This window comes from Kineothrix alysoides, assembly GCF_000732725.1.
GTDB classification, from domain to species: domain Bacteria; phylum Bacillota; class Clostridia; order Lachnospirales; family Lachnospiraceae; genus Kineothrix; species Kineothrix alysoides.
The window spans coordinates 2,184,000-2,209,614 of the sequence record NZ_JPNB01000001.1 but is presented as its reverse complement, the minus strand read 5'-3'; the positions used below and the strand labels follow the sequence as shown (position 1 = coordinate 2,209,614).

Annotated in this window: 22 protein-coding genes; 21 read left to right on the top strand and 1 reads right to left on the bottom strand. The window is 43.6% G+C overall.

The window, feature by feature from the left end; all coding sequences use genetic code 11:
- Positions 1 to 85 precede the first annotated feature (85 nt).
- Positions 86 to 688 (top strand): RNA polymerase sigma factor, encoded by a 603-nt coding sequence (locus CC90_RS0110550; protein ID WP_330373214.1) that lies wholly within the window; start codon positions 86 to 88, stop codon positions 686 to 688.
- A complete protein-coding gene (locus CC90_RS0110545; protein WP_031390735.1) occupies positions 688 to 1,455 on the top strand; it encodes a zf-HC2 domain-containing protein in 768 nt (255 codons plus the stop codon). Before CC90_RS0110550 ends, CC90_RS0110545 begins: the two co-directional genes overlap by 1 nt.
- Positions 1,456 to 1,469: 14 nt before the next feature.
- Here the strand turns inward: CC90_RS0110545 and CC90_RS0110540 are convergent, their stop codons facing one another.
- Positions 1,470 to 2,177 (bottom strand): FadR/GntR family transcriptional regulator, encoded by a 708-nt coding sequence (locus CC90_RS0110540; protein ID WP_031390734.1) that lies wholly within the window; start codon positions 2,175 to 2,177, stop codon positions 1,470 to 1,472.
- Between the two features lie 221 nt (positions 2,178 to 2,398).
- On the opposite strand from CC90_RS0110540, the gene CC90_RS0110535 reads away from it, so the two are divergent.
- The 19 genes from CC90_RS0110535 to CC90_RS25000 all read left to right on the top strand — a co-directional run bounded on the left by CC90_RS0110535 (position 2,399) and on the right by CC90_RS25000 (position 25,606).
- Positions 2,399 to 3,379, top strand: coding sequence for a DUF5692 family protein (locus CC90_RS0110535; RefSeq protein WP_031390733.1), 981 nt, complete (start codon positions 2,399 to 2,401; stop codon positions 3,377 to 3,379).
- Between the two features lie 183 nt (positions 3,380 to 3,562).
- On the top strand, positions 3,563 to 4,231 hold the full coding sequence (gene hypB / locus CC90_RS0110530) for a hydrogenase nickel incorporation protein HypB (RefSeq protein ID WP_031390732.1): 669 nt from the start codon (positions 3,563 to 3,565) through the stop codon (positions 4,229 to 4,231).
- A gap of 126 nt (positions 4,232 to 4,357) precedes the next feature.
- Positions 4,358 to 7,096, top strand: coding sequence for an FAD-dependent oxidoreductase (locus tag CC90_RS0110525; RefSeq protein WP_242843273.1), 2,739 nt, complete (start codon positions 4,358 to 4,360; stop codon positions 7,094 to 7,096).
- Between the two features lie 16 nt (positions 7,097 to 7,112).
- Positions 7,113 to 7,454 carry a hydrogenase maturation nickel metallochaperone HypA/HybF gene (locus CC90_RS0110520; protein WP_031390730.1) on the top strand — a complete coding sequence of 114 codons (342 nt, stop codon included), beginning with the start codon at positions 7,113 to 7,115 and terminating at the stop codon, positions 7,452 to 7,454.
- Positions 7,455 to 7,477: 23 nt separating this feature from the next.
- Complete coding sequence (locus CC90_RS0110515) at positions 7,478 to 8,218, top strand: flavodoxin family protein (RefSeq protein ID WP_051869388.1); 741 nt, start codon at positions 7,478 to 7,480, stop codon at positions 8,216 to 8,218.
- A 251-nt stretch (positions 8,219 to 8,469) separates the two neighbouring features.
- A complete protein-coding gene (ppdK, locus tag CC90_RS0110510; protein WP_031390728.1) occupies positions 8,470 to 11,091 on the top strand; it encodes a pyruvate, phosphate dikinase in 2,622 nt (873 codons plus the stop codon).
- Positions 11,092 to 11,354: 263 nt separating this feature from the next.
- On the top strand, positions 11,355 to 11,945 hold the full coding sequence (locus CC90_RS0110505) for a TetR/AcrR family transcriptional regulator (RefSeq protein WP_242843272.1): 591 nt from the start codon (positions 11,355 to 11,357) through the stop codon (positions 11,943 to 11,945).
- 82 nt (positions 11,946 to 12,027) lie between these two features.
- Entirely contained in the window at positions 12,028 to 13,284 is a 1,257-nt protein-coding gene (locus CC90_RS0110500) for an MFS transporter (protein ID WP_031390726.1), read from the top strand.
- 1 nt (position 13,285) lies between these two features.
- Positions 13,286 to 15,619: an ABC transporter permease gene (locus tag CC90_RS0110495; RefSeq protein WP_031390725.1), complete on the top strand. Its 2,334-nt coding sequence runs from the start codon at positions 13,286 to 13,288 to the stop codon at positions 15,617 to 15,619.
- A 14-nt stretch (positions 15,620 to 15,633) separates the two neighbouring features.
- On the top strand, positions 15,634 to 16,401 hold the full coding sequence (locus CC90_RS0110490; RefSeq protein WP_031390724.1) for an ABC transporter ATP-binding protein: 768 nt from the start codon (positions 15,634 to 15,636) through the stop codon (positions 16,399 to 16,401).
- Between the two features lie 139 nt (positions 16,402 to 16,540).
- On the top strand, positions 16,541 to 16,945 hold the full coding sequence (locus tag CC90_RS0110485) for a helix-turn-helix transcriptional regulator (protein ID WP_242843271.1): 405 nt from the start codon (positions 16,541 to 16,543) through the stop codon (positions 16,943 to 16,945).
- A gap of 5 nt (positions 16,946 to 16,950) precedes the next feature.
- On the top strand, positions 16,951 to 18,099 hold the full coding sequence (locus CC90_RS0110480) for a hypothetical protein (protein WP_051869387.1): 1,149 nt from the start codon (positions 16,951 to 16,953) through the stop codon (positions 18,097 to 18,099).
- A 563-nt stretch (positions 18,100 to 18,662) separates the two neighbouring features.
- Positions 18,663 to 19,331 (top strand): response regulator transcription factor, encoded by a 669-nt coding sequence (locus CC90_RS0110475; protein ID WP_242843270.1) that lies wholly within the window; start codon positions 18,663 to 18,665, stop codon positions 19,329 to 19,331.
- Positions 19,324 to 20,784, top strand: a complete 1,461-nt coding sequence (locus tag CC90_RS0110470) for a sensor histidine kinase (protein ID WP_081905939.1) — start codon at positions 19,324 to 19,326, stop codon at positions 20,782 to 20,784. Before CC90_RS0110475 ends, CC90_RS0110470 begins: the two co-directional genes overlap by 8 nt.
- A 431-nt stretch (positions 20,785 to 21,215) precedes the next feature.
- A complete protein-coding gene (locus tag CC90_RS0110465; RefSeq protein ID WP_242843296.1) occupies positions 21,216 to 22,067 on the top strand; it encodes a DUF362 domain-containing protein in 852 nt (283 codons plus the stop codon).
- On the top strand, positions 22,060 to 22,956 hold the full coding sequence (locus tag CC90_RS0110460; protein ID WP_031390718.1) for a permease: 897 nt from the start codon (positions 22,060 to 22,062) through the stop codon (positions 22,954 to 22,956). Before CC90_RS0110465 ends, CC90_RS0110460 begins: the two co-directional genes overlap by 8 nt.
- A 305-nt stretch (positions 22,957 to 23,261) precedes the next feature.
- Positions 23,262 to 23,732, top strand: a complete 471-nt coding sequence (locus CC90_RS0110455; protein WP_031390717.1) for a GNAT family N-acetyltransferase — start codon at positions 23,262 to 23,264, stop codon at positions 23,730 to 23,732.
- Positions 23,733 to 23,978: 246 nt separating this feature from the next.
- A complete protein-coding gene (locus CC90_RS0110450) occupies positions 23,979 to 24,413 on the top strand; it encodes a hypothetical protein (RefSeq protein ID WP_031390716.1) in 435 nt (144 codons plus the stop codon).
- A gap of 23 nt (positions 24,414 to 24,436) precedes the next feature.
- Entirely contained in the window at positions 24,437 to 25,606 is a 1,170-nt protein-coding gene (locus CC90_RS25000; protein ID WP_081905938.1) for a GNAT family N-acetyltransferase, read from the top strand.
- Positions 25,607 to 25,615 lie beyond the last annotated feature (9 nt).

Sequence of the window (25,615 nt, the reverse complement as noted above, 5' to 3'; positions counted from 1 at the left end):
TAACTTTTGGTTTTTATAAAATGATAGAAGTCAGTACTGCGTTCAGTTTAAATCAAAAATTTTGAAAAGTGTGTAACGTTTTGTAATGATTGCCGCACTTATTAATGTAACGAAAGTAAAAGGAAGAAAAGCAAGCGGATTTATTCCGGCGTATAAGGCCGATACCGGTTTATACTGCGCCGTATGGGGAGGTGTGGAATTGGATAAGCAGAATATGGAACAAATTTATGAAGAGAATGTTTCTGTCGTATATAAATATCTATTCTGCTTGACCCAGGACGCCTATTTGGCGGAAGAGTTGACTCAGGAAACATTTTATCAGGCGATAAGAGGAATCCAGAAGTTTCGCGGGGACTGTAAGATATCCGTCTGGCTCTGCCAAATCGGAAAAAGGCTGTGGTATAAGGAGTTGGAGCGGCGAAAGAAAAAAACGGTATCCATCGATGAGCTTACCGAAAAGATTTCCGAGGAGGATTTGGAAGAACAATATTTGATGAAATGCGATAAGGTAGAATTGTTCCGAAAAATATACCGGCTGGAAGGTAAAGTAAGAGAGGTTATGTATCTTAGGCTTACCGGAGAACTGAGCTTCGCGGAAATCGGTGAAATCATGGGAGTAACGGAGAACTGGGCAAGAGTTACCTTTTACAGAGGAAAGCAAAAAATATTGAAGGGAGAAGATTCATAATGGGAAATAAAATTGATTGTGCGGTAGTAAGGGATTTGCTTCCAAGCTATGTGGAAAGATTGACCAGCGAGGAGACTAACCGAGTGATAGAAGAGCATTTTGCGGATTGTGAAGAATGTACCTCGGAGCGGGATACGATGATGAAGACGATTCATGATACAATTGCTATTACTAAAAAAAATGAGAAGGTAGTGAATTATTTGAAAAAAGCAAAGATATTATATGTTCTGAAGGGAATTGCTTTATCGGTGGGAGTTATTGCAATCCTTGTCTCCTTTATTGTTGACGTTGCAGTGAACAGACATCTTACCTGGTCCTTGATCGTCGATGCCAGCATCGCCTATGTTTATGCCTGCGGGCTTCCGCTGGTAATCAGCAAGAAGAACAAGATTATGAAAATGACGGCGGCTGCCAGCATTCTTCTGCTTCCGCTTCTATGTGTGATTGAATATGTAGCGAATGAGAACTATATAAGCCAGCCGATTTATTGGGTAAGGGAATATGCTCTCACTATCGGAGTCCTCTGGATTGCGATTGTCTGGGCCAACATACTAATCACACGGTTTACGAAGGTAAATGTATGGACCTCCATAGGTATATTCTTACTGTTTGTAGCCGTAGGTTCCGCGGTTACCAATGCAATCGCGAACCAGGCTACGTTGAAAGAAATTTATACAGTAGGATACGAATGGATCGACACGGCGGCTTATCTGTTGTGTGCTGCGGTATTCCTATTTCTTGGTTATGTGAAGAGCAGGAAAGAATAGGCCTCTGTCTTTTGTCATTCGTAATAAATTTTCCGACTGCCGTTTATGGTTTCTCCTACGGAGTGCTGAATCCAGTGAACCGCTCCGTCTATATCCCGGTCATGAATGAAGGACCAGAGCTTATAAGTATTTTGATATAGGGCTGGGATTCCATAAAGCGTGCAGAAACGTTCCCAAAGGGTGAATACCGGAACCTTAAAGGATTGAAAAATTAAAGGTATTAAGACATTTTGGGACAATACGGCAAATTCATGCTGAAATTCGAACGCAGCCTGAGAGGCCCCGGCAATCGAGGAGGCATCCCGGATGCGTTCTGTTTTTTCCAGCAGCAATTGAACCTCTTCGTCGGTAATGCGTTTAATACATTGCTGTGCCGCAAGAGTATCTAAAGCAATTCTGACTTCGAGAATCGATCTTATTTCATCATTTCTCAGCTTTCCTCCATTATATTTCATAATAGAAAGCAGGGTATCGAGCGTTCCTGTTCTGCGGTAGTCTGCGACAAAGGTGCCGACTCTGGGTTTTACTATGAGAAAGCCCTTTTTTTCCAACTCGGCAATACCGCTGTTGACTACGGCCCGGCTGACCTGCATAGCCTCCGAAAGCTGTCTTTCCGGAGGAAGCTTTTCTCCGATTCCCAGCTTGCCGGATAAAATCATATGCTCTAATTGTTCTACGAACAGCTCCCTGAGAGAAGGGGAGCTTATTTTTTGAAATTCCATAAAATGACCTCCATATAATAACTGGTTTAACCACATACCAAAACTGCTTATTCAATCATTATATTGTACGAAATGACTAAAATCAACAACAAAATTTTAGTATAATGTAGAAAGGTTTATAAAGAATTGACTATTTTCTATAATAATGATAAATTTATATCAAGAAGAAAACGAAAAATATGTGCTGGTATGACCAGCATAACAAAGGAAAGGTGAGAGTTATGTTTACATTTAATTATGCGGAGGGAGCAACCGGCTTAACGTCGTGGCTCATGTGGTTAGTGGTTTTTGCAGCGTTATTTGCACTGAATGAGGTATCCAGAAGATACAAGGTAATGGGAATCGTATGCTTTGTCGTACTTCCCGCTGTTTTATCCGTTCTGTGGTTTACGGTTTTATCAGATACCACCTATACGGACTGGTTCCATCTGGCAAAGGTATATTCTTCCACGGCCGGCTGTATCGGCTTCTGGTGTATCCGCCATCTTCATGGAACGAACAAGAAGACAGGAAAAGCGTGGAGACTTTCCGAGAACAAAATCGCACTGTGCTTCCCTCCTTTGATTCTTGCAATCAATATCGGTGAGGCCGTAGCCCGTGATTTGGAAGTAGGAATGAATTATGTGGGCGGCGGAATGCTGGTGGACGATGCACAGTACGTAATCGGCGGACCTTGGAACTACATGAACGCGATTGCGGGTATTTTGAATATTATCACGATTACCGGATGGTTCGGCATCAAGATAAGAAAGGCGACAGCTAAGGATAAGAGCAGAGATATGATTTGGCCTGATATGCTCTGGTTCTGGATTATCGCTTATGACCTTTGGAACTTTGCGTATACATACAACTGTCTCCCGGGACATTCATGGTACTGCGGCTTCGCACTGCTGTTAGCTCCGACTCTTTGTGCATTTACCTTGGGAAAAGGAGCATGGCTTCAGCACCGCGCACAGACACTCGCGCTCTGGTGTATGTTTGCACAGACGTTCCCTGCATTCCAGGATACGGGAATGTTCTCCGTTTCCTCGACCTATAATACGACTATCTACTTTATCGTAAGTTTCCTTGCATTGGCAGCTAATATAGCGGTATTGGCCTACATGATTTACAAGGTAACGAAGACGAAACGCAATCCTTATAAGGCGGAACTGTATACGGATATTGCAAAATATAAAGAAGTCGCAGCTTTAGCAGAATAAATAAGAAATTGCAGTACTTACTGTTTACACAGCAGTTTAACATTTACTGTTAAGCTGAGTAAGAACGTGATGCAAGAGATGATTTCTGCTTCGCGGAGCGAATTGAAATGCAGAAATCATGCGTTACTGAGAACGGAGTGAACAGTAACATGCCGTACTTTGGAAGGAGCAGGTCAGCATAAGATGAAAGAATATAGAGTACTGGAAATTAAGCAAAGTGTATTTGAAGATAATAATAAACAAGCAGACTTACTGAGGCAGAAATTAAAAGAAGAAAAAATATTTTTACTCAACCTGATGTCTTCCCCCGGTGCGGGGAAGACGACCACGTTGACACGCACTATCGAATTGCTGAAGGATAAGCTGCGTATCGGTGTGATGGAAGCTGATATCGATTCGGATGTGGATGCGGCTGCGATTGCAAAGACGGGGGCGAAGGTCATTCAGCTCCATACGGGCGGCATGTGCCATCTGGATGCGGATATGACGAAACAGGGCTTGGAAGGCTTGGGAACAGAAGGCGTGGATCTGGCGATTTTAGAAAACGTAGGCAATCTCGTATGTCCTGCGGAATTCGATACCGGATCGGTAAAGAATGCCATGATTTTAAGCGTACCCGAGGGCGATGACAAACCGCTTAAGTATCCTTTGATGTTCAGCATTTGCGATGTACTTTTGATCAATAAAATAGATGTAATGCCATACTTTGATTTTGACTTGCAGGTCTGCATAGAGCGGGCCAGGAAACTGAATCCGGATATCAGGGTCATTCCGGTTTGCGCGAAAACGGGAGAGGGAATAGCGGATTTTGCTGACTGGCTTTGTGATGAAACTAAAAAATGGCAGGCGTAAGAAAGGTTATTACTGTTTACATAAGAACGTGATTCAAGAGATGATTTCTGCTTCGCAGAGCGAATTTAAATGCAGAAATCATGAGTTGCTGAGAACGGAGTGAACAGTAACGAAAGGTTAAATGAGATGAAAGATATTACAAAAATGATTTTTCCCGAGTGGTATAAATGCCAATATAATGAGAAGGTATTGGCTCTCGCCAATCACATCGGCCGTAAAAAGCCGGGTTCTAAGAGTGCTTATAAATGGGATGATCCTGAATATGTTATTCTGGAGGCCGGAGTAGACGACGAAATGGCGGAGGTAGGTTTAGGGCTTGGTGTTTGCGAAAAGCGTACCACCAGGGAAATCGCGAAGCTATTGAACAAGCCGGAAGATTATTGCCACGAACGGCTGATGAAGCTGGCACAGTATGGCGTATGCTTCGTCAACACCAAGGATGGAGAAGACATATTCTGGGCGGAGACATGGATTCCCGGAACGATGGAAATGATCGTAAACAGCAGGGAAAATGTGGAAAAATACCCCATTATCGGATATGCCATGGAAGCCTACGGACGTGTAAGAGGGCCCATGAGCGCCGGTTCCTTCCCTCCGGGTGTAGGACTTATGCGTGTTATCCCTATAGAGACAGCGATCGACGGAAATACCCGCAGGGCTTCCTATGAAGAAGTATCCAAGTATTTGAATGAGAACAATATTTTTACCGTTACCGATTGCTCCTGCCGTACCGACCGCGAAATCATGGGCGAAGGCTGTGGACATCTGAAAGAAGATATGTGTATCCAGATGGGCCATGCGGCTGAGTATTATATCAAGACCGGAAGGGGCCGTCAGATTACGAGGGAAGAAGCCTTTGAAATTATCAGACGTGCGGAAGAAAACGGACTGATGCATCAGATTCCCAATATCGACGGTTCAGGAAAAACGCATGCCATTTGTAATTGCTGCGGCTGCGGCTGCCTTTCGCTCAGGACGGCATCCATGTTTAAGAATAATGACATGGTGCGCTCCAATTATGTGGCGAAGGTAGATCCCGAAAAGTGCGTTGCATGTGGACAATGTGTGGAGAACTGTCCGGTAAATGCTTTGAAGTTGGGCCAGAAGCTGTGCTCCTCGAAACCGGTGACCGACGATATTACGACGAAGGAAACGCCCAGAGATATGGAATGGGGAGAGGAAAAGTGGAATCCGGAATACCGCACCAACAGGGAGAATGTGGTAGATACCGGAACCGCTCCGTGCAAGACTAACTGCCCCGCGCACATCGGAGTACAAGGATATATTAAACTGGCATCACAAGGAAAATACAAGGATGCACTGGAACTGATCCGTCATGAGAATCCTCTTCCGGCAGTCTGCGGGCGTATTTGCAACAGACGATGTGAGGATGCCTGCACGAGAGGAGATATCGACGCTCCCATCGCCATCGATGAAATTAAAAAATTCATTGCCGAGCAGGAGTTGGACAAAGAAAACCGCATAATTCCCAAGAAGAGACATGATTACAGCGATAAGAAGATTGCTGTTGTGGGTGCGGGACCTGCAGGCCTTTCCTGCGCATATTACCTCGCGTTGGATGGTTATACCATTACGGTATTCGAAAAGGAGAAGAAGCTTGGCGGTATGTTGACCATGGGTATTCCCAGCTTCCGTTTGGAAAAGGACGTGGTGGAAGCGGAAATCGACATTATTAAGGGAATGGGCGTTGAGTTCAAAACGGGCGTCGAGGTAGGAAAGGATGTTACTTTAGAGGAACTGAGAAAGCAAGGCTATAATGCGTTCTATCTGGCAATCGGAGCTCAGGGAGGAAGAAAGGTAGGCATTGAGGGAGAGGATGCGCAGGGCGTTATGTCCGGTATCGAATTCCTTCGCATGGTAAATCAGGATAACGAGGCGAGAATAAGTGGAAAGACTGTAGTAGTAGGCGGAGGAAACGTTGCCATAGACGTAGCAAGAACAGCAGTCCGCGCCGGAGCAGATTCAGTGGTTCAGTGCTGTCTGGAAAGCAGAGAGCAGATGCCGGCTTCTAAAGACGAAATCATGGAAGCGCAGGAGGAAGATATTGAGATACAAAATGGGTGGGGCCCGAAACGTATTTTGACAAAAGAAGGGAAAGTTACGGGAATCGAGTTCAAGAAATGTGTCCGCGTATTTGACAGCGAGGGAAGGTTCAGTCCTCAGTATGATGAAAACGACACGATGACGGTGGAGGCAGATTACATACTTCTTTCTGTAGGACAGTCCATTCTCCTCGGAGAATTGTTAAATGGCTCTGCGGTGGTAACAAGACCTAACGGAACGCTGGAAGCAGACTCCTTTACCTACCAGACGGCGCAGGAGGATATTTTCACAGGCGGAGATGTGTATACAGGCCCTCGTTTTGCCATCGATGCGATTGCGGCGGGCAAGCAGGCAGCTATTTCTATCCATCGTTTTGTACAGCCTGGCCAGAGTCTCGTATACGGACGCGACCGCCGTATCTTCAAGGAGCTGGATAAAGAGGCTGCAATTATTGAATCCTATGACAATACATCCCGTCAGTGCCCTGAGAATATTGAATCCGATAAAAAGGCGGAGGAAAGCTTCCGTGATTTAAGGGGAACTTTTACGGAAGAACAGATGAAAAGGGAGACGGAGCGCTGTCTTGGCTGCGGTGTAACGGTGGTGGATTCTTACATGTGCGTAGGCTGTGGCCAGTGTACGACAAAGTGCAAGTTTGATGCGATAAAGCTGGAACGCGTATATGACGGGGAAGGCGTTGCCTTTACGGATATGAAGCCGGTAGTGGTGAAGACTATTATTAAGAGAAAAGGCAAGATTGCGGTTAAAAAAGTACAAAATGCTTTTTCCAAAAGCAAATAAAAGGAGCTGAGCAAAATTGCATGAGCTAGGCGTGGTGATGGAAGTGGCAAGAGTGGTGGAAGAGTTCGCAAGGGAAAACGATGTGGAGGAAGTAGACACCATCGTATTGCAGGTGGGAGAACTTTCCTCCATGATTCCCAAGTATATATATGATGTTTATCCGGCCGCTGTGGATGGAACCATGCTGGAGAAGACAAAGCTGGATATAGAAATCATTCCCGGCAACGGTCAGTGCGTAGGATGTAAGACGGTTTTTAATATACTGGAAAACCATACGGCCTGTCCCAATTGCCAATCGACGCAGTTTGAGCTGTTAAGCGGAAGAGAGTTTTATATTAAAGAAATTGTTTGCTATTAAAGGCAGATATGGAGCGGCAGTATATGAAAAAGAAAGTAATTGCAATACATGCCAGCAGCCGGAAGAAAAACACCTATCATCTCCTCGAGAACTTAAAGGAGGAGCTTGCGGCCTATGACATCGATGTGGAAATCCTATGTTTAAGTGAGTTGGATATCGGGCGGTGCGTAGGCTGTGAGGCGTGCCTGCGAAGCGGCACCTGTCATTTGAAGGACGATGTGGATGCCGTCATGCGAAGGATACCTGAGTATGACGGCATTATATTGAGTTCACCGGTTTATATGAATAATGTCAGCGGAATGCTTAAGACTTTTCTGGACAGAACGTGCAGATGGGTCCATAGGCCGGAGCTTACCGGAATTCCTGTTTTGTTCGTCGCTTCCACCGCCGGCTCAGGCCTTAGGCACACGCTGAACTATCTGGAGGATGCCGCTTTGCAATGGGGGGCGATTCCCGCCGGGAAAATCGGCAGGAGTGCCGGCAGCCGGGCGAAAAGGCTTGAAAAGAAGGAATATATAAGATTTGTAGAATACCTCAATATGGATATGCACCGGTACAAACCTGGCATGAAAGAATTGATAACCTTCGAAATAAAGAAGATATTGGCCGAAAAGGTCTTGACAAGAGACAAGGAATACTGGGTGGAAAAGCAATGGTTGAATAAACACTATTATTTTGAAGCATCCATTGATCCGGTAAAGAAAGCTGCGGCTTCTTTCTTTTATAGATTTCTCTCCGGGAAAATAAAAAGCGTGGAAGAATGAATTGTTGTTAAATTTTTCACATTTCGCTCAAATTTCTTAATTATTTAGAGGAAAATGGAAGTTAATTGAAAAAACTGTGCATTTTTGGAAATATATGATATAATAACTTATCAATTATCAGACAAGTTTGCACACAGAATGAAAGGCGCCTTTTGGCGTTATAATATACCATGGACGTCTAACGCTCATGGTATATTGCGTCTGTGTGAGACGAAAATGAAAAATGGCAAAAGGATGAGAAAGGAAAGAGTATGGCAAAATGGGTGTACTTATTTGAAGAAGGCAGCGCGGACATGAAGAATCTCCTGGGAGGAAAAGGAGCGAATCTGGCGGAGATGACGAAGCTCGGGCTACCGATTCCGCAGGGATTTACGGTAACGACAGAGGCGTGCACTGATTATTACAAAAAGCAAAAGCAGATTGCGCCAGAAATCGAGGCCCAGATTTTTACTGCGCTGGAAGAACTGGAGCGTAAACAAGAGAAAAAGTTCGGAGATACGAAGAATCCACTTCTCGTATCCGTCCGCTCGGGAGCACGTGCTTCTATGCCGGGCATGATGGATACGATTTTGAATCTGGGACTGAACGATGAAGCGGTGGAAGGCTTTGCGAAAAAGACGGGTAATCCCAGATTCGCTTACGATTCTTACCGCCGGTTCATTCAAATGTTCTCCGACGTGGTTATGGAGATTCCTAAATCCAGCTTTGAAAAAGTCCTGGCGGAAATGAAGGAAACAAGAGGAGTGCATACAGATGCGGAGCTGACGGCTCAGGACCTTAAGGAGACAACGGAGCGTTTCAAGCAAATATATAAAGAACAAAAAGGAGAGGGCTTCCCGCAGGAACCGAAGAGACAGTTGATGGAGGCGGTAAAGGCAGTATTCCGTTCCTGGGATAACGACCGTGCGATCATTTACCGCAGGATGAACGATATTCCGGGAGACTGGGGAACTGCGGTCAATGTACAGGCCATGGTATTCGGCAACATGGGAGAAACATCAGGGACGGGTGTGGCATTTACAAGAAATCCGTCTACGGGAGCGAAAGGAATCTTTGGAGAATACCTGATTAATGCTCAGGGCGAAGATGTAGTAGCGGGAATCCGCACGCCCCAGCCCATTACAAAACTAAAAGAAGAACTGCCGGAGTGCTATGAGCAATTTTTAGAGACGGCAAACCGCTTGGAGGTCCATTACCGGGATATGCAGGATATGGAATTCACCATCGAAAACGGTAAGCTGTTCTTCTTACAGACGAGAAGCGGCAAGCGTACTGCGGGAGCTGCGCTGCAAATAGCCTGCGACCTGGTAGATGAAGGAATGATCAGCCCCCGCATGGCAGTAGAGAGAATCGAGGCAAAATCGCTGGATCAACTGCTCCATCCGAACTTTGATGAAGAAGCATTAAAGGCCGGGCAGGTAATCGGGCAAGCACTCCCCGCATCTCCGGGTGCGGCGGCAGGAAAAGTATATTTTCACGCAGAAGATGCAGTAATGGCTCATGAAAGAGGAGAAAGAGTCATTCTGGTGCGTCAGGAGACCTCTCCGGAGGACATCGAAGGAATGCACGCGGCGGAAGGAATCCTTACCGTAAGAGGCGGCATGACCTCACATGCTGCAGTTGTGGCCAGAGGAATGGGTACCTGTTGTGTATCGGGCTGTGGGGAAATCGTAATCGATGAAAACGCAAAAATCTTTGAACTGGGAGGCTGCAAGTTTACGGAAGGAGATTACCTTTCCCTCGACGGCTCAACCGGTAAGATTTATAACGGAGATATTAAGACGGTGGAAGCAGGAGTCACCGGCAATTTCAGGCGTATCATGGCGTGGGCGGACGAGTTGCGTACTTTGAAGGTGCGCACAAATGCTGATACTCCGGCGGATGCGCTCAATGCGATTAAACTGGGGGCTGAGGGAATCGGTCTTTGCCGTACGGAGCACATGTTTTTCGAGCCTGACAGAATCCCTAAGATCAGAAAGATGATATTGTCCGAAACGGTGGAGGCAAGAGAAGCAGCCCTGGCAGAGCTTATCCCCTACCAAAAGGGCGATTTCAAAGGATTGTACGAGGTGATGGAAGGAAGACCGGTAACGATTCGCTTCTTAGATCCACCTCTTCATGAGTTCGTGCCTACGGAAGAAAAGGATATCGAGCAGATGGCGGAAGAGATGGGCCTTCCTGTAGAAAAGGTAAAGGCAGCCTGCGATGCACTTCATGAATTCAACCCGATGATGGGCCACAGAGGCTGTCGTCTGTCCGTGACCTATCCGGAAATTGCCAGAATGCAGACGAGAGCGATAATGGAGGCGGCCATCGAGGTGAAGGCGGAAAAGGGCTTTGACATTGTACCTGAAATCATGATTCCTCTTGTAGGGGACAAAAAGGAATTGAAATATGTGAAAGATGTGGTGGTGGAGACCGCGGAAGCCGTAAAACGTGAAAAGGGCTCCGATATCTGCTATCAGATAGGAACGATGATAGAAATACCGCGCGCGGCGTTACTGGCGGACGAAATTGCCGAGGAAGCAGAGTTTTTCTCCTTCGGAACCAACGATCTGACACAGATGACTTTCGGTTTTTCGAGAGATGACGCGGGTAAGTTCTTATCGGCGTACTATAAGAGTAAAATTTATGAATCCGATCCTTTTGCCAAGCTGGACCACAACGGCGTGGGGCAGTTGATAGAGATGGCAGCCCAGAGGGGAAGAAAGACACGGCCCGGACTGAAGCTGGGAATCTGCGGCGAGCATGGCGGTGATCCTTCCTCCGTTGAATTCTGCCACAATGCGGGTCTCGATTATGTGTCCTGTTCTCCTTTCAGAGTTCCCATTGCAAGGCTGGCAGCGGCACAGGCAGCTATTAAACAAAGATAGGCGAAACCATTTTGGACATTTACCATAGGTTTTGAGGAAGCATAACGATAAGCGTATCATTAGAAATAGTGGTACGCTTATTTTTTATGTAATAGAGGGAAAGTGCTCCTATTACATAATAGAGTTTGAAGAGTCTGAACAAATTATATTGACATTTTTTCAGCCGGATGCTAATATAATTGCAAACTGACCGCTGGTCTAAAAAGGGTGGTGAATAGATTATGCGCAGGCATAAAGAGCCGGAAGTAAGAAAAAGCGAAATATTGGATGCGGCGCAAAAACTTTTTATAGAAAAAGGGTATGCCAAAACAACGGTTACTGATATTTTAAACGTACATGGTCTATCAAAAGGTGTGTTTTACTATTATTTCAAATCAAAAGAAGAAGTCATGGACGCAATTATCGGACGCATTGTTGACGCAAGTGTAAATAATGCCAAAAAGATTGTGGCAAATCCTCAAATGACGCCACCGCAAAAGCTATGCGCCATTTTGATGGGTCAGGGTCAAACAGAGGAAATGATTAAAGACAGGGAAAATATAGCACACCAATTCCATGAGGCAGAGAACGCAGAAATGCACCAAAAAAGCTTGGTACAATCGATCAAGTGCCTTGCGCCTGTCATGGCGGAAATACTCAAAGAAGATAACGGTGCAAATACATTTTCTACTGATTATCCGCAGGAAACAGTCGCTTTGTTTCTGGCGGCAGGGCAAACTATTTTCGATGAAGGACTTTTTTCTTGGAGCGGGGAAGAACGCGCCCGGTATGGAGCTGCTTTTATCGAAATGATAGAAAAGACGCTGGGTGTTCCGGCGGGATATTTTAAGGATGTTATAAAAATATTTGCATGATACTTTTACCATTCGTATCGTGCATATTTTTAACATATATATAGACTGACGGTTAGTTTATATTTTATTAAGGAGGTTCAGAATGCAAGACAATATGATTTATACACCATCGCCTAAAAACTTTAACTTAATGGTATTGGGACAGATTATATCCATTTTCGGAGCAGCTTTGCTGCGGTTCGCCCTTTCTTTATATGTCTTAGATACAACAGGCAATGAGTCCATGTTTGCCGCGTTATACGCTATATCCAATATTCCCCTTTTACTCGCACCAGTGGGCGGGGCTATTGCAGATAGATTTAATCGGCGTAATCTGATGGTAATATTTGATTTCACCAGCAGCGCGTTTGTACTGTGCTTAATTTTATTGATGGGTGCGGGTAATCATTCTGTTTTAATGATTGGTGTAATTATGGTAGCGTTATCCGTTATCAGCGCCTTGTATACCCCTGCTGTGACCGCCAGTATCCCCTTGCTTGTGGCAAAGGAAAAGTTAGAAGGTGCAAACGGAATTGTACAGGCGGTTCAAGCGTTGTCCGGCGTTGTGGCTCCAATTTTAGGCGGTGTTCTCTATTCAGGCTTCGGTGTACATAATCTCCTTGTGATGAGTTGCGCCGCATTCTTTTTATCCGCCGTGATGGAAATATTTATACAGATACCGTTCAGCAAACGAGAACGGGATGGACTTATGGCGGCAATGATTTTCAAAGATATAAAAGAGGGCTTCGCATATGTGATAAAAAAACGGTTTATTCTAAAAGCTGTTATACTTGCCGCCATTCTGAATTTTATTCTTGTTCCCCTCTTTATTGTCGGTGCACCTATTATTTTACGGGTAACTATGCGAAGCAGCGATAGCGCATACGGCCTTGGTATGGGGATGATTCAATTCTCTACGATTTTAGGAGCACTTACTGTCGGGCTGTTCTCAAAACGAATGAAAGTTAAAACGTTGCACCGCTGGTCTTTGGTAATTACCATGCTGCTTGTTCCAATGGCATTGTCCGTTACTACCTTTATGCTTGGGCTTGGTTATTATCCCTCGTTTATCCTTTTCATGGTGTGCGGGGTTCCAATAGCTGCTGCGGTGACGATTATATCTATTTTCATTGTTACAAAAGTACAGAAAAAAACACCGGATGAACTTTTAGGGAAGGTTATGGCTATTATGATGGCGGTCGCCCAATGCGCTGCGCCATTAGGCCAAATCATGTATGGAAACCTGTTTAAAACTTTTAGGGAAACGCCCTATATTCCAATACTTGCCGCTGTTTCAGCCATGTTAGCAATAACCTTTATCATGCGGCAAATGCTCAAAAACGAAGGAGGTACTGCATAACATGTTGACACGAATGTTAAAAAAGGATTTTCAAAGAAACAAGATTATTGCTGTGACCCTATTCTTGTTTATCATGCTTGCAGCTTTATCAATTTCTTGTGCGGTAGGAGTCATCACGGAGATATCCGGTGCTACAACCAATCTGTTTGAAAAAGCGAGCATTCCGCATTTCACACAGATGCACGCCGGGGAAATTAACAATCCGGACATCGACAGCTTTGCCGCCGAACATGGTGATATCATAGAAAGTCATCAAACGGCGGAAATGCTCAATATAGATGGCGCCGACATCTTTTTGGGGAACAATGAGAGTTCGGAAGCGGACAATATCCAGCAAAACGCTTTTGTAAAACAAAATACCGTGTTCGGATTTTTCCTCGACATGGATAATCAGGTGTTGAGACTTAACGACGGAGAAATCGCTGTACCAATTTATCATAAACAGGAATATAATTTGCAAATTGGTGATACCGTCAGAATTCAGTCAGGAAATTACAGCAAAGAGTTTACGATTGTATCATATCTCCGAGACGCGCAGATGAACTCGGCCCTATCTGAATCGAAACGGTTTTTGGTGAGCGATAACGACTTTGCTGATTTACGGGAAAACATCGGAGAAATCGAATATTTGATTGAGTTCAGGCTGCATGACGTAAACAACATTGGGGAGCTGGAAAGCCTCTATCTATCCGCAGGCTTACCGCAAAAAGGCCCTTCTGTAACTTATCCGTTATACAGGCTTTTGAACAGTGCATCGGACGATATTGTGGCGGCAGTTATGATTCTTGTCGGCGTTTTATTAGGTTTAATTGCGGCCTTGTGCCTGCGTTTTACCATGATAGCCGCAATGGAGGAAGATTACAGAGAAATCGGCGTAATGCGGGCAATTGGCATTAACCACAAGGATATCGGAAAGCTGTACCTTACAAAGTATGTCGTGATGGCAGCGGCGGCAAGTATCGTCGGTTATGCGCTTTCTTTTATTATGGGAAGCATATTTACGGCAAACATCCGTCTATACATGGGGGAAGTTGAAAAAACTGTATTCAGCAGGCTGCTTCCGATGGCTGGCGCAGTACTTATTTTCCTCGCAGTTGTCTTATTTTGCAGACTGGTACTTCGCCGCTTCCGGCATATATCCGCCGTGGAAGCTATACGAAACGGAAGCTCATCCGATAACGGGGGGATAGGGCGGCAAAACCTTATGCTGCATAAAAGCGCAATTGCGAATGTAAATGTGTTCCTTGGCGTAAAGGAAGTGATTGGACACTTTCGTGTATACGGGTTACTGTGCGTAGTTTTTATGGTTTGCACGTTTTTAATTATTCTTCCTATAAACACGCTGAATACCATAGAGTCGCCGGAATATATCACCTATATGGGTGTTGGGCGAAGTGATATGCGGATTGATATACAGCGCGGCGACATGAACCGTCAGTATAACGACCTGCTGGCGTATCTGCAAAATGACAGAGAGATTGATAAGTATGCCGGCTTTTTTGCCGGCTCGTATGAGGCATTGACCCCAGACGGGATGTATGAAAGAATTCGAATAGAGAGCGGAGACTTTTCCGTATTTCCGCTTGAGTATATGCAAGGCTCCGCGCCGGGGGAGGAGGGAGAGATTGCCCTTTCCGTTATGAATGCGGATGCGTTCGGTAAAAAAATCGGAGAACCATTGACCGTTTTGGTAAACGGTCAAGAACAGAATCTAACAGTCTGCGGAATTTATCAGGATACGACAAATGCGGGCAAAACAGCTAAGGCAATTTTGCCTCATGACCCCAAAAACATCCTTTGGTATGTCGTATACATGAATATAAAGGACGGTGCCGGTATTTCCGCAAAGGGTGCGGAATATGCGTCAGCTTTTTCCGACGCCAAAGTGAATGAGGTGGATGAGGTTGTCCGGCAGACAATGGGAAATGTCATCGGGCAGCTTAAATCAGCTTCGATATTTGCAGTTGGGATTGCAGTCGGAATCGCAGTACTGATAACGGCAATGTTTTTCAAAATGCTTACGGCAAAGGAGGCTCCGCAAATCGCCATCCTGCGAAGTGTTGGGTTTTCCATGAAGGATATACAGGTTCAATATGTTACACGCGTGATGATTGTCCTGTTAATCGGCATCGTTATAGGAATGCTGGCGGCAGGAACGCTTGGGCAAAGCATGGCCGCTCTGATGATTCCGGGTGCGTCAAGCATAAAGTTTGTGGTGGGTCCGCTTACTTATCTTCTTTGCCCGGCTTCAATAATATCGGCAGTCATTATTACATTATGGCTTGTGATTGCCCCTATGAAAAAAACAAGCGGATTCATTATGTCTGTGGAATAAAGGAGGAAAATAAAATGAACAACATACTGGAAGCAAGAAAACTAAACAAAACCTACGACATAGGTAAAAATAATAGCCAACAGGTCTTGCGGGATGTAGATCTGGATATAAGTCAGGGCGAGTTTGTGTTGGTCATGGGGCCATCCGGTTCCGGCAAGTCAACGCTGCTCTATAATATCAGCGGCATGGATCGCATGACATCCGGCAATGTGAAATTCTGTGGCAAAGAGATCGCCAAGATGAACGAGGATGAATTGTCAAAGCTGCGTCTCACAATGATGGGCTTCATATTCCAACAAAGCAGTCTGCTTAAAAACCTTAGTATCTTTGATAATATTATTCTCTCCGCTTTCAGGGCAAAAGAGGAGAGCCGTCAGGCAATAAATGAACGAGCGACACAGCTTATGGAACAAACGGGGATTCTGGAGCTTAGAGACAATACTATTACCCAAGCGTCGGGAGGTCAGCTTCAACGGGCGGCTATTTGCCGGGCGTTAATTAATAAGCCGCAGATTGTTTTTGGTGACGAACCGACGGGAGCGTTAAATTCAAAGTCGGCGGGAGAAGTGATGGATATTTTGTTGGAAATCAATCAGTCCGGCACGACGATTCTGCTTGTTACCCATGATGCAAAGGTAGCGGCAAAAACCGAGCGGGTTCTGTTTATGTCGGATGGCGTTATCGCAGGAGAGAAACAGCTTGGCAAATGTTCAAAAGATAAATCCGATGCAAAAGACCGGGAAAATGAGCTTACATCATGGCTTGCGCAGATGGGATTTTAGCTTGCCGAAAAATGACAGTATAGTAGATAAGTTTATCACACAAATCATTCCAATATATAATTGCAGATAACATCCTTAAAAATGTCGAGAAAGATTTTCATTCGTATGGTATATTGAATTTACTTCATGAAGGGAAATAATGGTATACGGAATGGATTACTTTTTAACGATAAGCTCGATTATTATTTATATTGAAAACAGGGTAGAAGAAAAAATCGATTATAAGGAGCTCGAACGGGCGACCGGATTTTCCATTGCGCACATACGCAGTATATTTGCGGACAAAACCGGTATACCCCTTGCCCGGTATATTCTTACTCGGAAAATTTCAAATGCCGCTTATGAAATTCTTTATAATAATCAGAGTATTATGGATATTGCCACTAAATACAGCTTTGCAAATTATGATAGCTTTACGCGTGCATTCAAAAGAGTGACGGGGCTTACGCCTTCTGAATTCAGGAGAAAGCGTCCGCCGGTAGGCAGAATAAAGCTATGCGCAGGCGCATTTGGTATAGGCATACTCGATAGAAAGAAAGGGTGAAAGTCATGAATAAAGGGAATGAATTAAAAAATGAACAGGGAAATAGCTTGGGAAATAAATTACAAAATGAAGGTGCAACGGTATTATATGGGATATCCAAGGTAGAATACGGTGCGGAAGGATGCACGCCATATCCTATGTGCGTAAAAAGCTGTGCGAATTATCTGGGGCAAGATGTGGGAGCAGATTTTTCCATGGCAGCTACGGGAGCAGCATTTCGTCTCACGTGGGAAAAGGGAGCGTGGAATGGGGGAAACGTGGATGTCATCCATACCTTTGACAATCCAGAGGAGGTCTATAGGCTGGGAGTGGAATCGCTAGGACGGGAGTTTCATATGATAACGAGAACGAATTCCTCCTGCGATGTAAAGTTTGAAGGGAATTGCCCGGATAAGAAGAGCGATTTTACTCATTTTATTAAACAACGGATTGATGCGGGATTTCCGTGCATTGCCCTTGGAATTATCGGCCCCCCGGAGGCCTGCATCATTACCGGTTATAAGGATAATGGAGAGACCTTGCTCGGATGGAACTTTTTTCAGGACGCTATTGAATTCGCGAGAGACGTTGAGATAGACGAATCCGGCTATTTCATCGCGAGCAAATGGTGGGAGAACAGCGATACGATAGCTGTGATTTCCATTGGGGAGAAAAACAAACCGCTAATCTCAAATAAAGAGATTATTGAAAATGCAATAAGAGTAATGACCGGACGGTTTTATGAGGAATCAGGCAAGACTTTTGCGAAAGGAATCTTCGCTTACGATGCGTGGCGGGAAGGGATATTGAACGAAGCCAATTTTCCAAGAGATGCGGTCTTACCGCTTTTGGCAGAGCGCCTTATGTGCCATGGGGATGCGATGGACTGTCTTGCAGACGGGCGAAGCAATGCGGCCGCTTATATGAAAAGGCTGTCGGATGAATTGGAAGAGCATAGCGATAGCTGCAGGAGGATAGAAAAGCATTTTTCCAATGTTGCAACGAATATATGGAGCATGGCGAAGATTCTGGGCGGATATGAGAGAAACGAGAAGCAAATGAGAAGCTTTGCCGAGCCGGAAGTAAGGAAGCAACTGGCGGCGTTGATTGAAGGATGTAAACAAGAGGACAGCAAGGCACTTGAGGAACTGATTCTTCTTTCAGAGGTTTTGTAACATTATTTATTGACAGATATTGCATTGTCCGTATTCGTGACGAATCTTTTTTTAAGATTCCGTCACGAATACTTTTTTCTTTAATTTTACTGATTTTCAATCGAAAACGATTTGATCAGCAGTCAATATATACAATGAGGTAGAGCCGATAACACGCAGAAATAAATGCGGTTATATGTTTTTTTGACAAGCTCCGAGAGGTTGACTTGACCAAAGCACACTTGGAAAATGAAATTGATACTTCGCATGAAGATATCCGTTGCAAGGAAAGAAAGCTGTATGATATGACTATTCGATTAGATAGTCTGTATGATATAATGGTGGAGTTAGAAAAAAACGCAAAGCTAAGGCGACATCTCGTTAATAGGTATGTTGAGGCCGTAGTTTTATTGCAGAGACTTATTTGCTGCAACATATTTTGTATCAGCATTTATCAGATTATGAGCCAATCACAAAATATATACTTGATATTGCCTATATGACAAACTCAAGTCGCACATTTATTGACCAATAAAATCTATTATCCAGATAAATAATATACATATTCAAAGAAAGAGGGGAGCATGATGCCGAAACTACTAATTGTCGATGATGATATACATCTTCGGAAGCTGGTGATGACTTATGCGGAATTAGATGGATATCAGTGCGAAGAGGCAGAAAACGGCCAGAAAGCTATTGAGAAAGCAAATAGCACACAGTTTGATATCGTTGTGCTGGATGTCATGATGCCGGAACTCGATGGTTTTGAAACTCTGGGAGAAATACGTAAGGAAAGTCAGGTTCCGGTTATTATGCTGACTTCCCGCTGCGAGGAATATGACAAGCTGTTGGGATTTAATCTTGGGGCAGATGATTATGTGGCGAAACCATTCAGTCCAAAGGAACTGATGGCCCGTATCGGTGCCGTACTCAAGCGCAGCGGAAAAAGGTCATGTGATAAGCTTTTTTTTGGAGAGTTCTGTGTTTCGCCCGGTTCGAGAACTGTAACCGTAGGTGAAAAAGTACTTAACCTGCCGCCCAAAGAGTTTGATCTTCTATTGTATCTTGCACAGAATGAAGGACTTGTTCTCAGCCGGGAACAGCTGTTGAATAAGGTCTGGGGCTATGACTATTATGGTGATGCACGTACGGTAGATACTCATGTCAAATCACTTAGGGAGCATCTGGGTGACTACAGAAAAATAATTCAAACGGCATGGGGGGTTGGGTATAAATTTGAATATGAATAAACTTCGTAGAAAGTCGCCCTTACACTCCATGATCGTAGTCCGTTTGTGGTTGATTATGATGCTTTTGGTGACTCTCAGCATAGTATTTATGTGGATTGTGCAGATTTTTTTGTTCGAGCGCAATTATGTTGATTCTACCGTTGCTGAAGTACAAAGCCGCTTGCAGCCTGTCATAGAAAAACTGAAAACAAAAGATCTCGCCTATCATAATCAACTGCTTGCCTCTTTAAGCAAGTCCACGAACGGAAAAATGATGCTGATCGGCGTTGACGGAAAGCTGCTTGCGCTTTATAGCTTAGGGTATAGATTACAAGATGAAAGTTCTTTGGAGTCTGCATGTGTATTTCTAAGTGAGTTTGAGAATAGTGAAGAATACCGGCAGGTTTTGCAGGGAGAATCATACCATAAAATTATACGATGCGGATCGGAACCGTTGATACTTGAAATTGGTGTTCCGGTAGTGTATGGAAACCGGCAGGCTTTGATTGTTTTGTATCATTCAATGGATGAACTGCATACGGTACTTCGTATTAACCGTAGCCAGCTTGTGACATTGAGCATAACACTGTCTCTGGCTGCTGCTATGTTGGCAGCATTGTTGTCCCGCTATTTTGTGAAGCCGATACATATTATAAAATGCACGGTAGATGAACTTGCAAAGGGCGAATTAACCGCAACACCAGGGCTGTCCCTGAATGATGAACTCGGGCAATTATCCGATTCGGTAGACGAGCTCAGCCAGGCGCTCCAACGAGTGGATGTTCTTCGCAAAGAGGTTATAGCCAATGTGTCCCATGAGTTGCGCTCACCGCTGGCCCTTATCAGGGGGTATGCTGAAATGGTGCGGGATATCAGTTGGAAAAATGATGAGAAGCGCAATGAAGACCTTAACCTTATTATACAAGAAGCTGGACGGATGAGCGAAATGGTCAGCGATATCATGGATTACTCTCAGTTGCAGGCTGGGTATATCCAGCTAAAAAAGGATTGGTATAATCTGTATGAGATTGTTGAGTCAGAAGTAGTTCATTGCAAACAAAACGCCGCTCAATATGGTATCACGGTCCGTCTGGAAAGCGCTCGGAAGGATATTCCTGTCAATGTAGATGCAATGAAAATTTGCCAGGTAATGCGAAATCTATTGAATAATGCCGTCAATCATACTGCGGATGGGGAAAGGATTTCCGTAGTGATTGAAAAATTGGGTAACGGGATACGAGTGTCGGTCGTCAATCAGGGGGAACCTATTCCGGAAGAGGAGCGGGCAATCATCTGGGAAAGATATCAGTGCAGTCAACATCATGGCGGACGTAAAAAGGGAACCGGCATCGGCCTTTCTATTGTCAGCACATTTTTAAAGGCTCACGATATGTGCTATGGTGTAGACTGTAAAGAAACGCTGACAACTTTTTGGTTTGAGTATTCAAGTCAAAGTAATATGAGCCAAAGCTGATTGCTGATGTTAAATATAAATTTCAGTATATTTTCATATAAATCTACCTTTTTTCTCACAGAATTCTCACATTTTCACATTAAGTTTGTGTTATCTGATTAGAATGTATACTGAAAAGAGTATGTAAAAAAGAATAATAGGGATGGAGGGTGTGAGTTATGAAATGGAAAAGAGTTATTGATTTTACTTTAATACTTGCGGCAGCGCTTTCTCTCACGGCATGTGGAAATGTGCAGGGTAGCAGTAATGCAGCTAATACGGAAGTAGAAAGCTCAGAAGTAGAAAGTTCAGAAGTAGAAAGTTCAGAAGCCGAAAGTTCAGAAGTAGAAGATTCGGGAGAAGAAAAATCGGAAGTTAGTGAAACAGAACAGACAGATACCTCTGATTCGGAAGAAGTAACACAATTACCGAAGGAAACACCAAAAGTTTACATGACAGATGATATCAGCTCGGAAGGTTTGATGGCAGTTTATGAAGCCATGGGCTGGACACCGGAAGGGAAGGTTGCTGTGAAACTTAGTACAGGTGAGCCTCCCTCCAGCAACTATCTGAAACCGGAACTGATTAAAGACCTGGTGCAGTCTGTGGATGGTACGATTGTCGAATGTAATACGGCATATGGCGGTTCGCGAGGCGAAACTGCTATGCATATGCAGGTAGCAAAGGATCATGGTTTTACGGATATTGCAGAAGTGGATATTATGGATGCTGACGGATCAATAAGCCTTCCTGTAAATGGAGGAATTCATCTGGAGGAAGATCTTGTAGGTGCGCACTTTGCAAATTATGATTCTTTTCTTGTACTTTCTCACTTTAAAGGGCATGAGATGGCTGGCTTTGGAGGAGCTATTAAAAATATTTCCATAGGGATTGGTTCAAAAGAAGGAAAATGCCTGATACATACCGCAGGAAAGAGCAGTACAAGTATGTGGGGAGGCGTTCAGGATGACTTTCTGGAATCAATGGCTGAGGCCGGTAAGGCTGTTTCCGACAGTTTGGGGAATGGGAAGAATATTGCATATATCAATGTTATGAACAGAATCAGTATAGACTGCGACTGCAATGGAAGACCGGCTGAACCGGATATTCACGATATCGGAATTCTTGCTTCAACTGATCCGGTAGCTCTGGATCAGGCATGTATCGATCTTGTATATACTGCGGAAGGCAGAGAAAAACTTGTAAACAGAATTGAACAATTGAACGGACTTCATACATTGGAAAGTGCGGAAGAGATCGGACTTGGCAGCCGTGAGTATGAATTGGTGAATATTGATGATTGATATATTGCATAGGGAATTTATTTATCTATGGTATTATTTTAGCATTCAATTGAATCAGATTTTTGGGTACTGGTTGTTTGGTATGGTTATAGGATCGGTAGTGTCTGTGTTCGGCAAAGAACGGATACATAGTTTGTTCAGTGGCTTAAAGGATAAAAGGATGGGGGTATTGGGTATTGTACCGGCATGTTTACTTGGCATGGCTTCACCACTCTGCATGTATGGAACAATCCCGATTGCGGCATCCTTTTCAGCTAAGGGGATGAGAGATGACTGGCTGGCTGCTTTTATGATGTCTTCTATTCTACTCAATCCACAGCTGGTTATTTATAGCGTTGCTTTAGGAACGAAGGCTTTGATCGTACGTATATCGGCTTGTTTTCTGTGTGGCATTGTAGCGGGGCTGCTGGTACATATATTCTGCAGGGAAACTTCATTTTTTAACTTTTCTTCCATTGCAGAAGTGAAAAGCCGTGATACAGACCCTAATATCCTGTTACGCTTACTTAAAAACTTCGGACGGAACGTGAAAGCAACTTGGCTGTACTTTCTTTTAGGAATCGTATTATCCGCATTGTTTCAAAGATATGTACCGACAGATGCGTTTGTTAAACTATTTGGCAATAACGAGGGATTTGGTGTACTGATGGCGGCTACCATCGGCGTTCCGCTTTACATGTGCGGGGGCGGAACCATACCTCTTCTGCAGCAGTGGCTTTATGACGGTATGAGCATGGGCTCCGCTGCAGCATTTATGCTTACCGGACCGGCCACAAAAATTACCAATTTAGGAGCTGTTAAAATTGTATTGGGTGTTCGGCAGTTTATATTGTATTTGTTATATGTGATATTTTTTGCATTTATAACGGGTCTGATCATAAACATTTGAATATCATGGATTACGAGATGGAATTTAAAATTTCTATTTTCGAATTATAATCAATATTTAAAATTGTGTTGACAACCGCGCGGCATCTACCTAAAATTATCTTTAATCGATACTCAAAAGGGGAGGAGTTCTGCTGCGCGGAGAAGTCTGTAAAGAACAAAATTTATGACACAGAGCTGTTAATCATCCTTTTATAAAGGGATGGACAGCTCTGCATTTTTATAAGAGGAAAAGGCGCTTCTCTTACAGAAGCAGTGAATGCGCAGCTGCGTGTGCAAAGCGAAAGATACAGGAGACTATACAGAATGAAATTGATAAAAGCAGTGAATACCGATTTAGATATGGTTATGGATATCAGGCTAGAGATGCTGAGAGCTGTAAACGGGCTGTCCGGCGGCATACCCTTCGATAAGGAGTTTATAAACAACACAAGAGAATATTTTAAAAGCTCCGGCCAAACTACTGTACTGGCAGTGGAAGATAGTGAGGCCATTGGGTGTGCCTCCATTTGTTATATAAATGTGATGCCTACGTTCGATCATCCTACCGGGAAAAGAGCTCATATTATGAATGTCTATACCCGTGCAGATTATAGAAGGCAGGGAATTGCCTTAAAAATGATGGCATGGTTAATGATGGAAGCAAGGCAGAAGGGAATTACAGAAATAAGCCTTGATGCCACCGAAGCAGGACAGGCGTTATATGAAAAGTGCGGATTTGTAAGAGCGGAAGAATGTATGGTTTGGCATGAAGCCGGGCATAAAGAAGAAAAGTAAAAATAAAGAAGTGGAAAAATATATGGCAGAAGTTTATGTATGATTACGAAGGTTTATGTTAGAGGATATGGATATTTAATTTGCAAAAAACATTTAGTATTTAGAGTGATTGTGATAAATTATTAAAAAATGGGAGAATTACGATGGATATAGCAGTCTTGGCGGATATACACGGGAATTATATTGCCCTCGACAGATGTATAAAGTACGTGAAATAATATGCCATAATGAGTGGAGGGAGAAGGGTTGAAGAAAATAATGATTTTTATCGAGGGTACGACCTTTTATACAAAGCCCGTGTTGTTCCTGTTTTCCAAGCGTGGATATGCACCAATAGGGAAGGCGGAGCAAATAATAAATGATTTATATGATAAGGGAAATGAAATTTACTTATGTTCTTATGTTAAGAAGAAAAGATATTTATTTATAAAAAGAGTCATGGATTTCCATGGGATAAAATATACGGAAATTTTATGCAGAGGGAGAAAAGAAGAGTACGCCGATTTGGTAGAACGAATAAGGCCGGATATTTTAATTGAAGACGATTGTAAAAGTATAGGCGGTGAAAAAAATTGGTGTATTACAAGCGTAAATAAAGCATTAAAAGAACATATTGAATCTATTATAGTAGAGGAATTTTCCGGTATCGACGGTATCGATAAATTAGTAAATTTACAATAGTGAGGAGCAGGAGGAGAAGTAGAATGATAAGATCGGTAGAAGAAAAGGATTTAATGGAATGTCTTGCCGTAATTAGGGACAGTTCGATGACAGTTGCGGACGAATTCGGGCTTACCACGGATAATTGTCCGACAAACGGGGCTTTTATGCCATATGAAAGATTGGACAACGATTACAAAAAAGGAAATAAAATGTTTGCAACATGCGAAGGGGATAAGATTGTCGGTTTTGCACAGCTGGAAGCAAAGGATAATGGAAGCTATGAGTTGGCTAAATTGACGGTATTGCCGGCATATAGGCACAAAGGGTACGGAAAGCAGCTTGTAGAATTTTGTTATGATATGGTAAAAACCCTCGAGGGAAATAAAATCGTTATCGGAATCATAGAGGAAAACACTCGTTTAAAAAACTGGTATATCCAGAATGGGTTCGTACATACAGGAACGAAGCTTTTTCCTCATTTGCCTTTTACGGTGGGATTCATGGAAATTGCGGTTGCGCAGGAGGAGTTTGATTCGGAATATTGCAATGTAAAATATATTCCTGAGGATCATGTGGTTTTGCTCAGGTGGAAAAAGTATTGTCATCTGGAGGATTACAGACGCCCTACTATGTTTGCGGCAAGCCTTTTGGCAAAGTATGAGGGCAGTAATTTTATTGTAGATGCAAGAAATGGATTTGTGGATGACAAGGAAGATGCAGAATGGGGTGTATCTTATCTCCTTCCTGAGATAGCGGGAACCTCATGCAGATTCGTTTCTTTTATTATGAACGATATAGCGGAGAAGGATGACGGAATGGATGAAGAAATGGATATGTGGACGGTCTCCTTCGGCAAATATTTTGCAGTAACTAAGGCGGAGAATTATGGGGCTGCTCTTCTTTCGATACGCAAATATGTCCTCGTAAATGTAAGGTATACCATTCAAACCGGAAAAAGAGAGGAATTTTACAGAAAGCTTCAGGAAGAAAAAATAACAACGGCTTCCAGACAAGAACCGGGAAATATTAAATATGATTTTTATTATCCATTGGATTCATCAGATGATATGTGCCTGATGGAGATGTGGACGAATCAGCATGAGTTGAAGCGGCATGCGGCAACGGCCCATTACAATGCTCTTTCCAGGCTCAAGGAAATATATGTGAAAAAGATAAAAATAAGCAAATACGGGATAGAAGAATATGTATAGGGGCAACAG

What these genes read in the sequence shown, in the direction of transcription:
- CC90_RS0110550 (WP_330373214.1), top strand. Translation starts at nt 86, where the DNA reads ATGATTGCCGCACTTATTAATGTAACGAAAGTAAAAGGAAGAAAAGCA.
- CC90_RS0110545 (WP_031390735.1), top strand. Translation starts at nt 688, where the DNA reads ATGGGAAATAAAATTGATTGTGCGGTAGTAAGGGATTTGCTTCCAAGC.
- CC90_RS0110540 (WP_031390734.1), bottom strand. Translation starts at nt 2,177, where the DNA reads ATGGAATTTCAAAAAATAAGCTCCCCTTCTCTCAGGGAGCTGTTCGTA.
- CC90_RS0110535 (WP_031390733.1), top strand. Translation starts at nt 2,399, where the DNA reads ATGTTTACATTTAATTATGCGGAGGGAGCAACCGGCTTAACGTCGTGG.
- hypB (WP_031390732.1), top strand. Translation starts at nt 3,563, where the DNA reads ATGAAAGAATATAGAGTACTGGAAATTAAGCAAAGTGTATTTGAAGAT.
- CC90_RS0110525 (WP_242843273.1), top strand. Translation starts at nt 4,358, where the DNA reads ATGAAAGATATTACAAAAATGATTTTTCCCGAGTGGTATAAATGCCAA.
- CC90_RS0110515 (WP_051869388.1), top strand. Translation starts at nt 7,478, where the DNA reads ATGAAAAAGAAAGTAATTGCAATACATGCCAGCAGCCGGAAGAAAAAC.
- ppdK (WP_031390728.1), top strand. Translation starts at nt 8,470, where the DNA reads ATGGCAAAATGGGTGTACTTATTTGAAGAAGGCAGCGCGGACATGAAG.
- CC90_RS0110500 (WP_031390726.1), top strand. Translation starts at nt 12,028, where the DNA reads ATGCAAGACAATATGATTTATACACCATCGCCTAAAAACTTTAACTTA.
- CC90_RS0110495 (WP_031390725.1), top strand. Translation starts at nt 13,286, where the DNA reads ATGTTGACACGAATGTTAAAAAAGGATTTTCAAAGAAACAAGATTATT.
- CC90_RS0110490 (WP_031390724.1), top strand. Translation starts at nt 15,634, where the DNA reads ATGAACAACATACTGGAAGCAAGAAAACTAAACAAAACCTACGACATA.
- CC90_RS0110485 (WP_242843271.1), top strand. Translation starts at nt 16,541, where the DNA reads ATGGTATACGGAATGGATTACTTTTTAACGATAAGCTCGATTATTATT.
- CC90_RS0110480 (WP_051869387.1), top strand. Translation starts at nt 16,951, where the DNA reads ATGAATAAAGGGAATGAATTAAAAAATGAACAGGGAAATAGCTTGGGA.
- CC90_RS0110475 (WP_242843270.1), top strand. Translation starts at nt 18,663, where the DNA reads ATGATGCCGAAACTACTAATTGTCGATGATGATATACATCTTCGGAAG.
- CC90_RS0110470 (WP_081905939.1), top strand. Translation starts at nt 19,324, where the DNA reads ATGAATAAACTTCGTAGAAAGTCGCCCTTACACTCCATGATCGTAGTC.
- CC90_RS0110465 (WP_242843296.1), top strand. Translation starts at nt 21,216, where the DNA reads ATGACAGATGATATCAGCTCGGAAGGTTTGATGGCAGTTTATGAAGCC.
- CC90_RS0110460 (WP_031390718.1), top strand. Translation starts at nt 22,060, where the DNA reads ATGATTGATATATTGCATAGGGAATTTATTTATCTATGGTATTATTTT.
- CC90_RS0110455 (WP_031390717.1), top strand. Translation starts at nt 23,262, where the DNA reads ATGAAATTGATAAAAGCAGTGAATACCGATTTAGATATGGTTATGGAT.
- CC90_RS25000 (WP_081905938.1), top strand. Translation starts at nt 24,437, where the DNA reads ATGATAAGATCGGTAGAAGAAAAGGATTTAATGGAATGTCTTGCCGTA.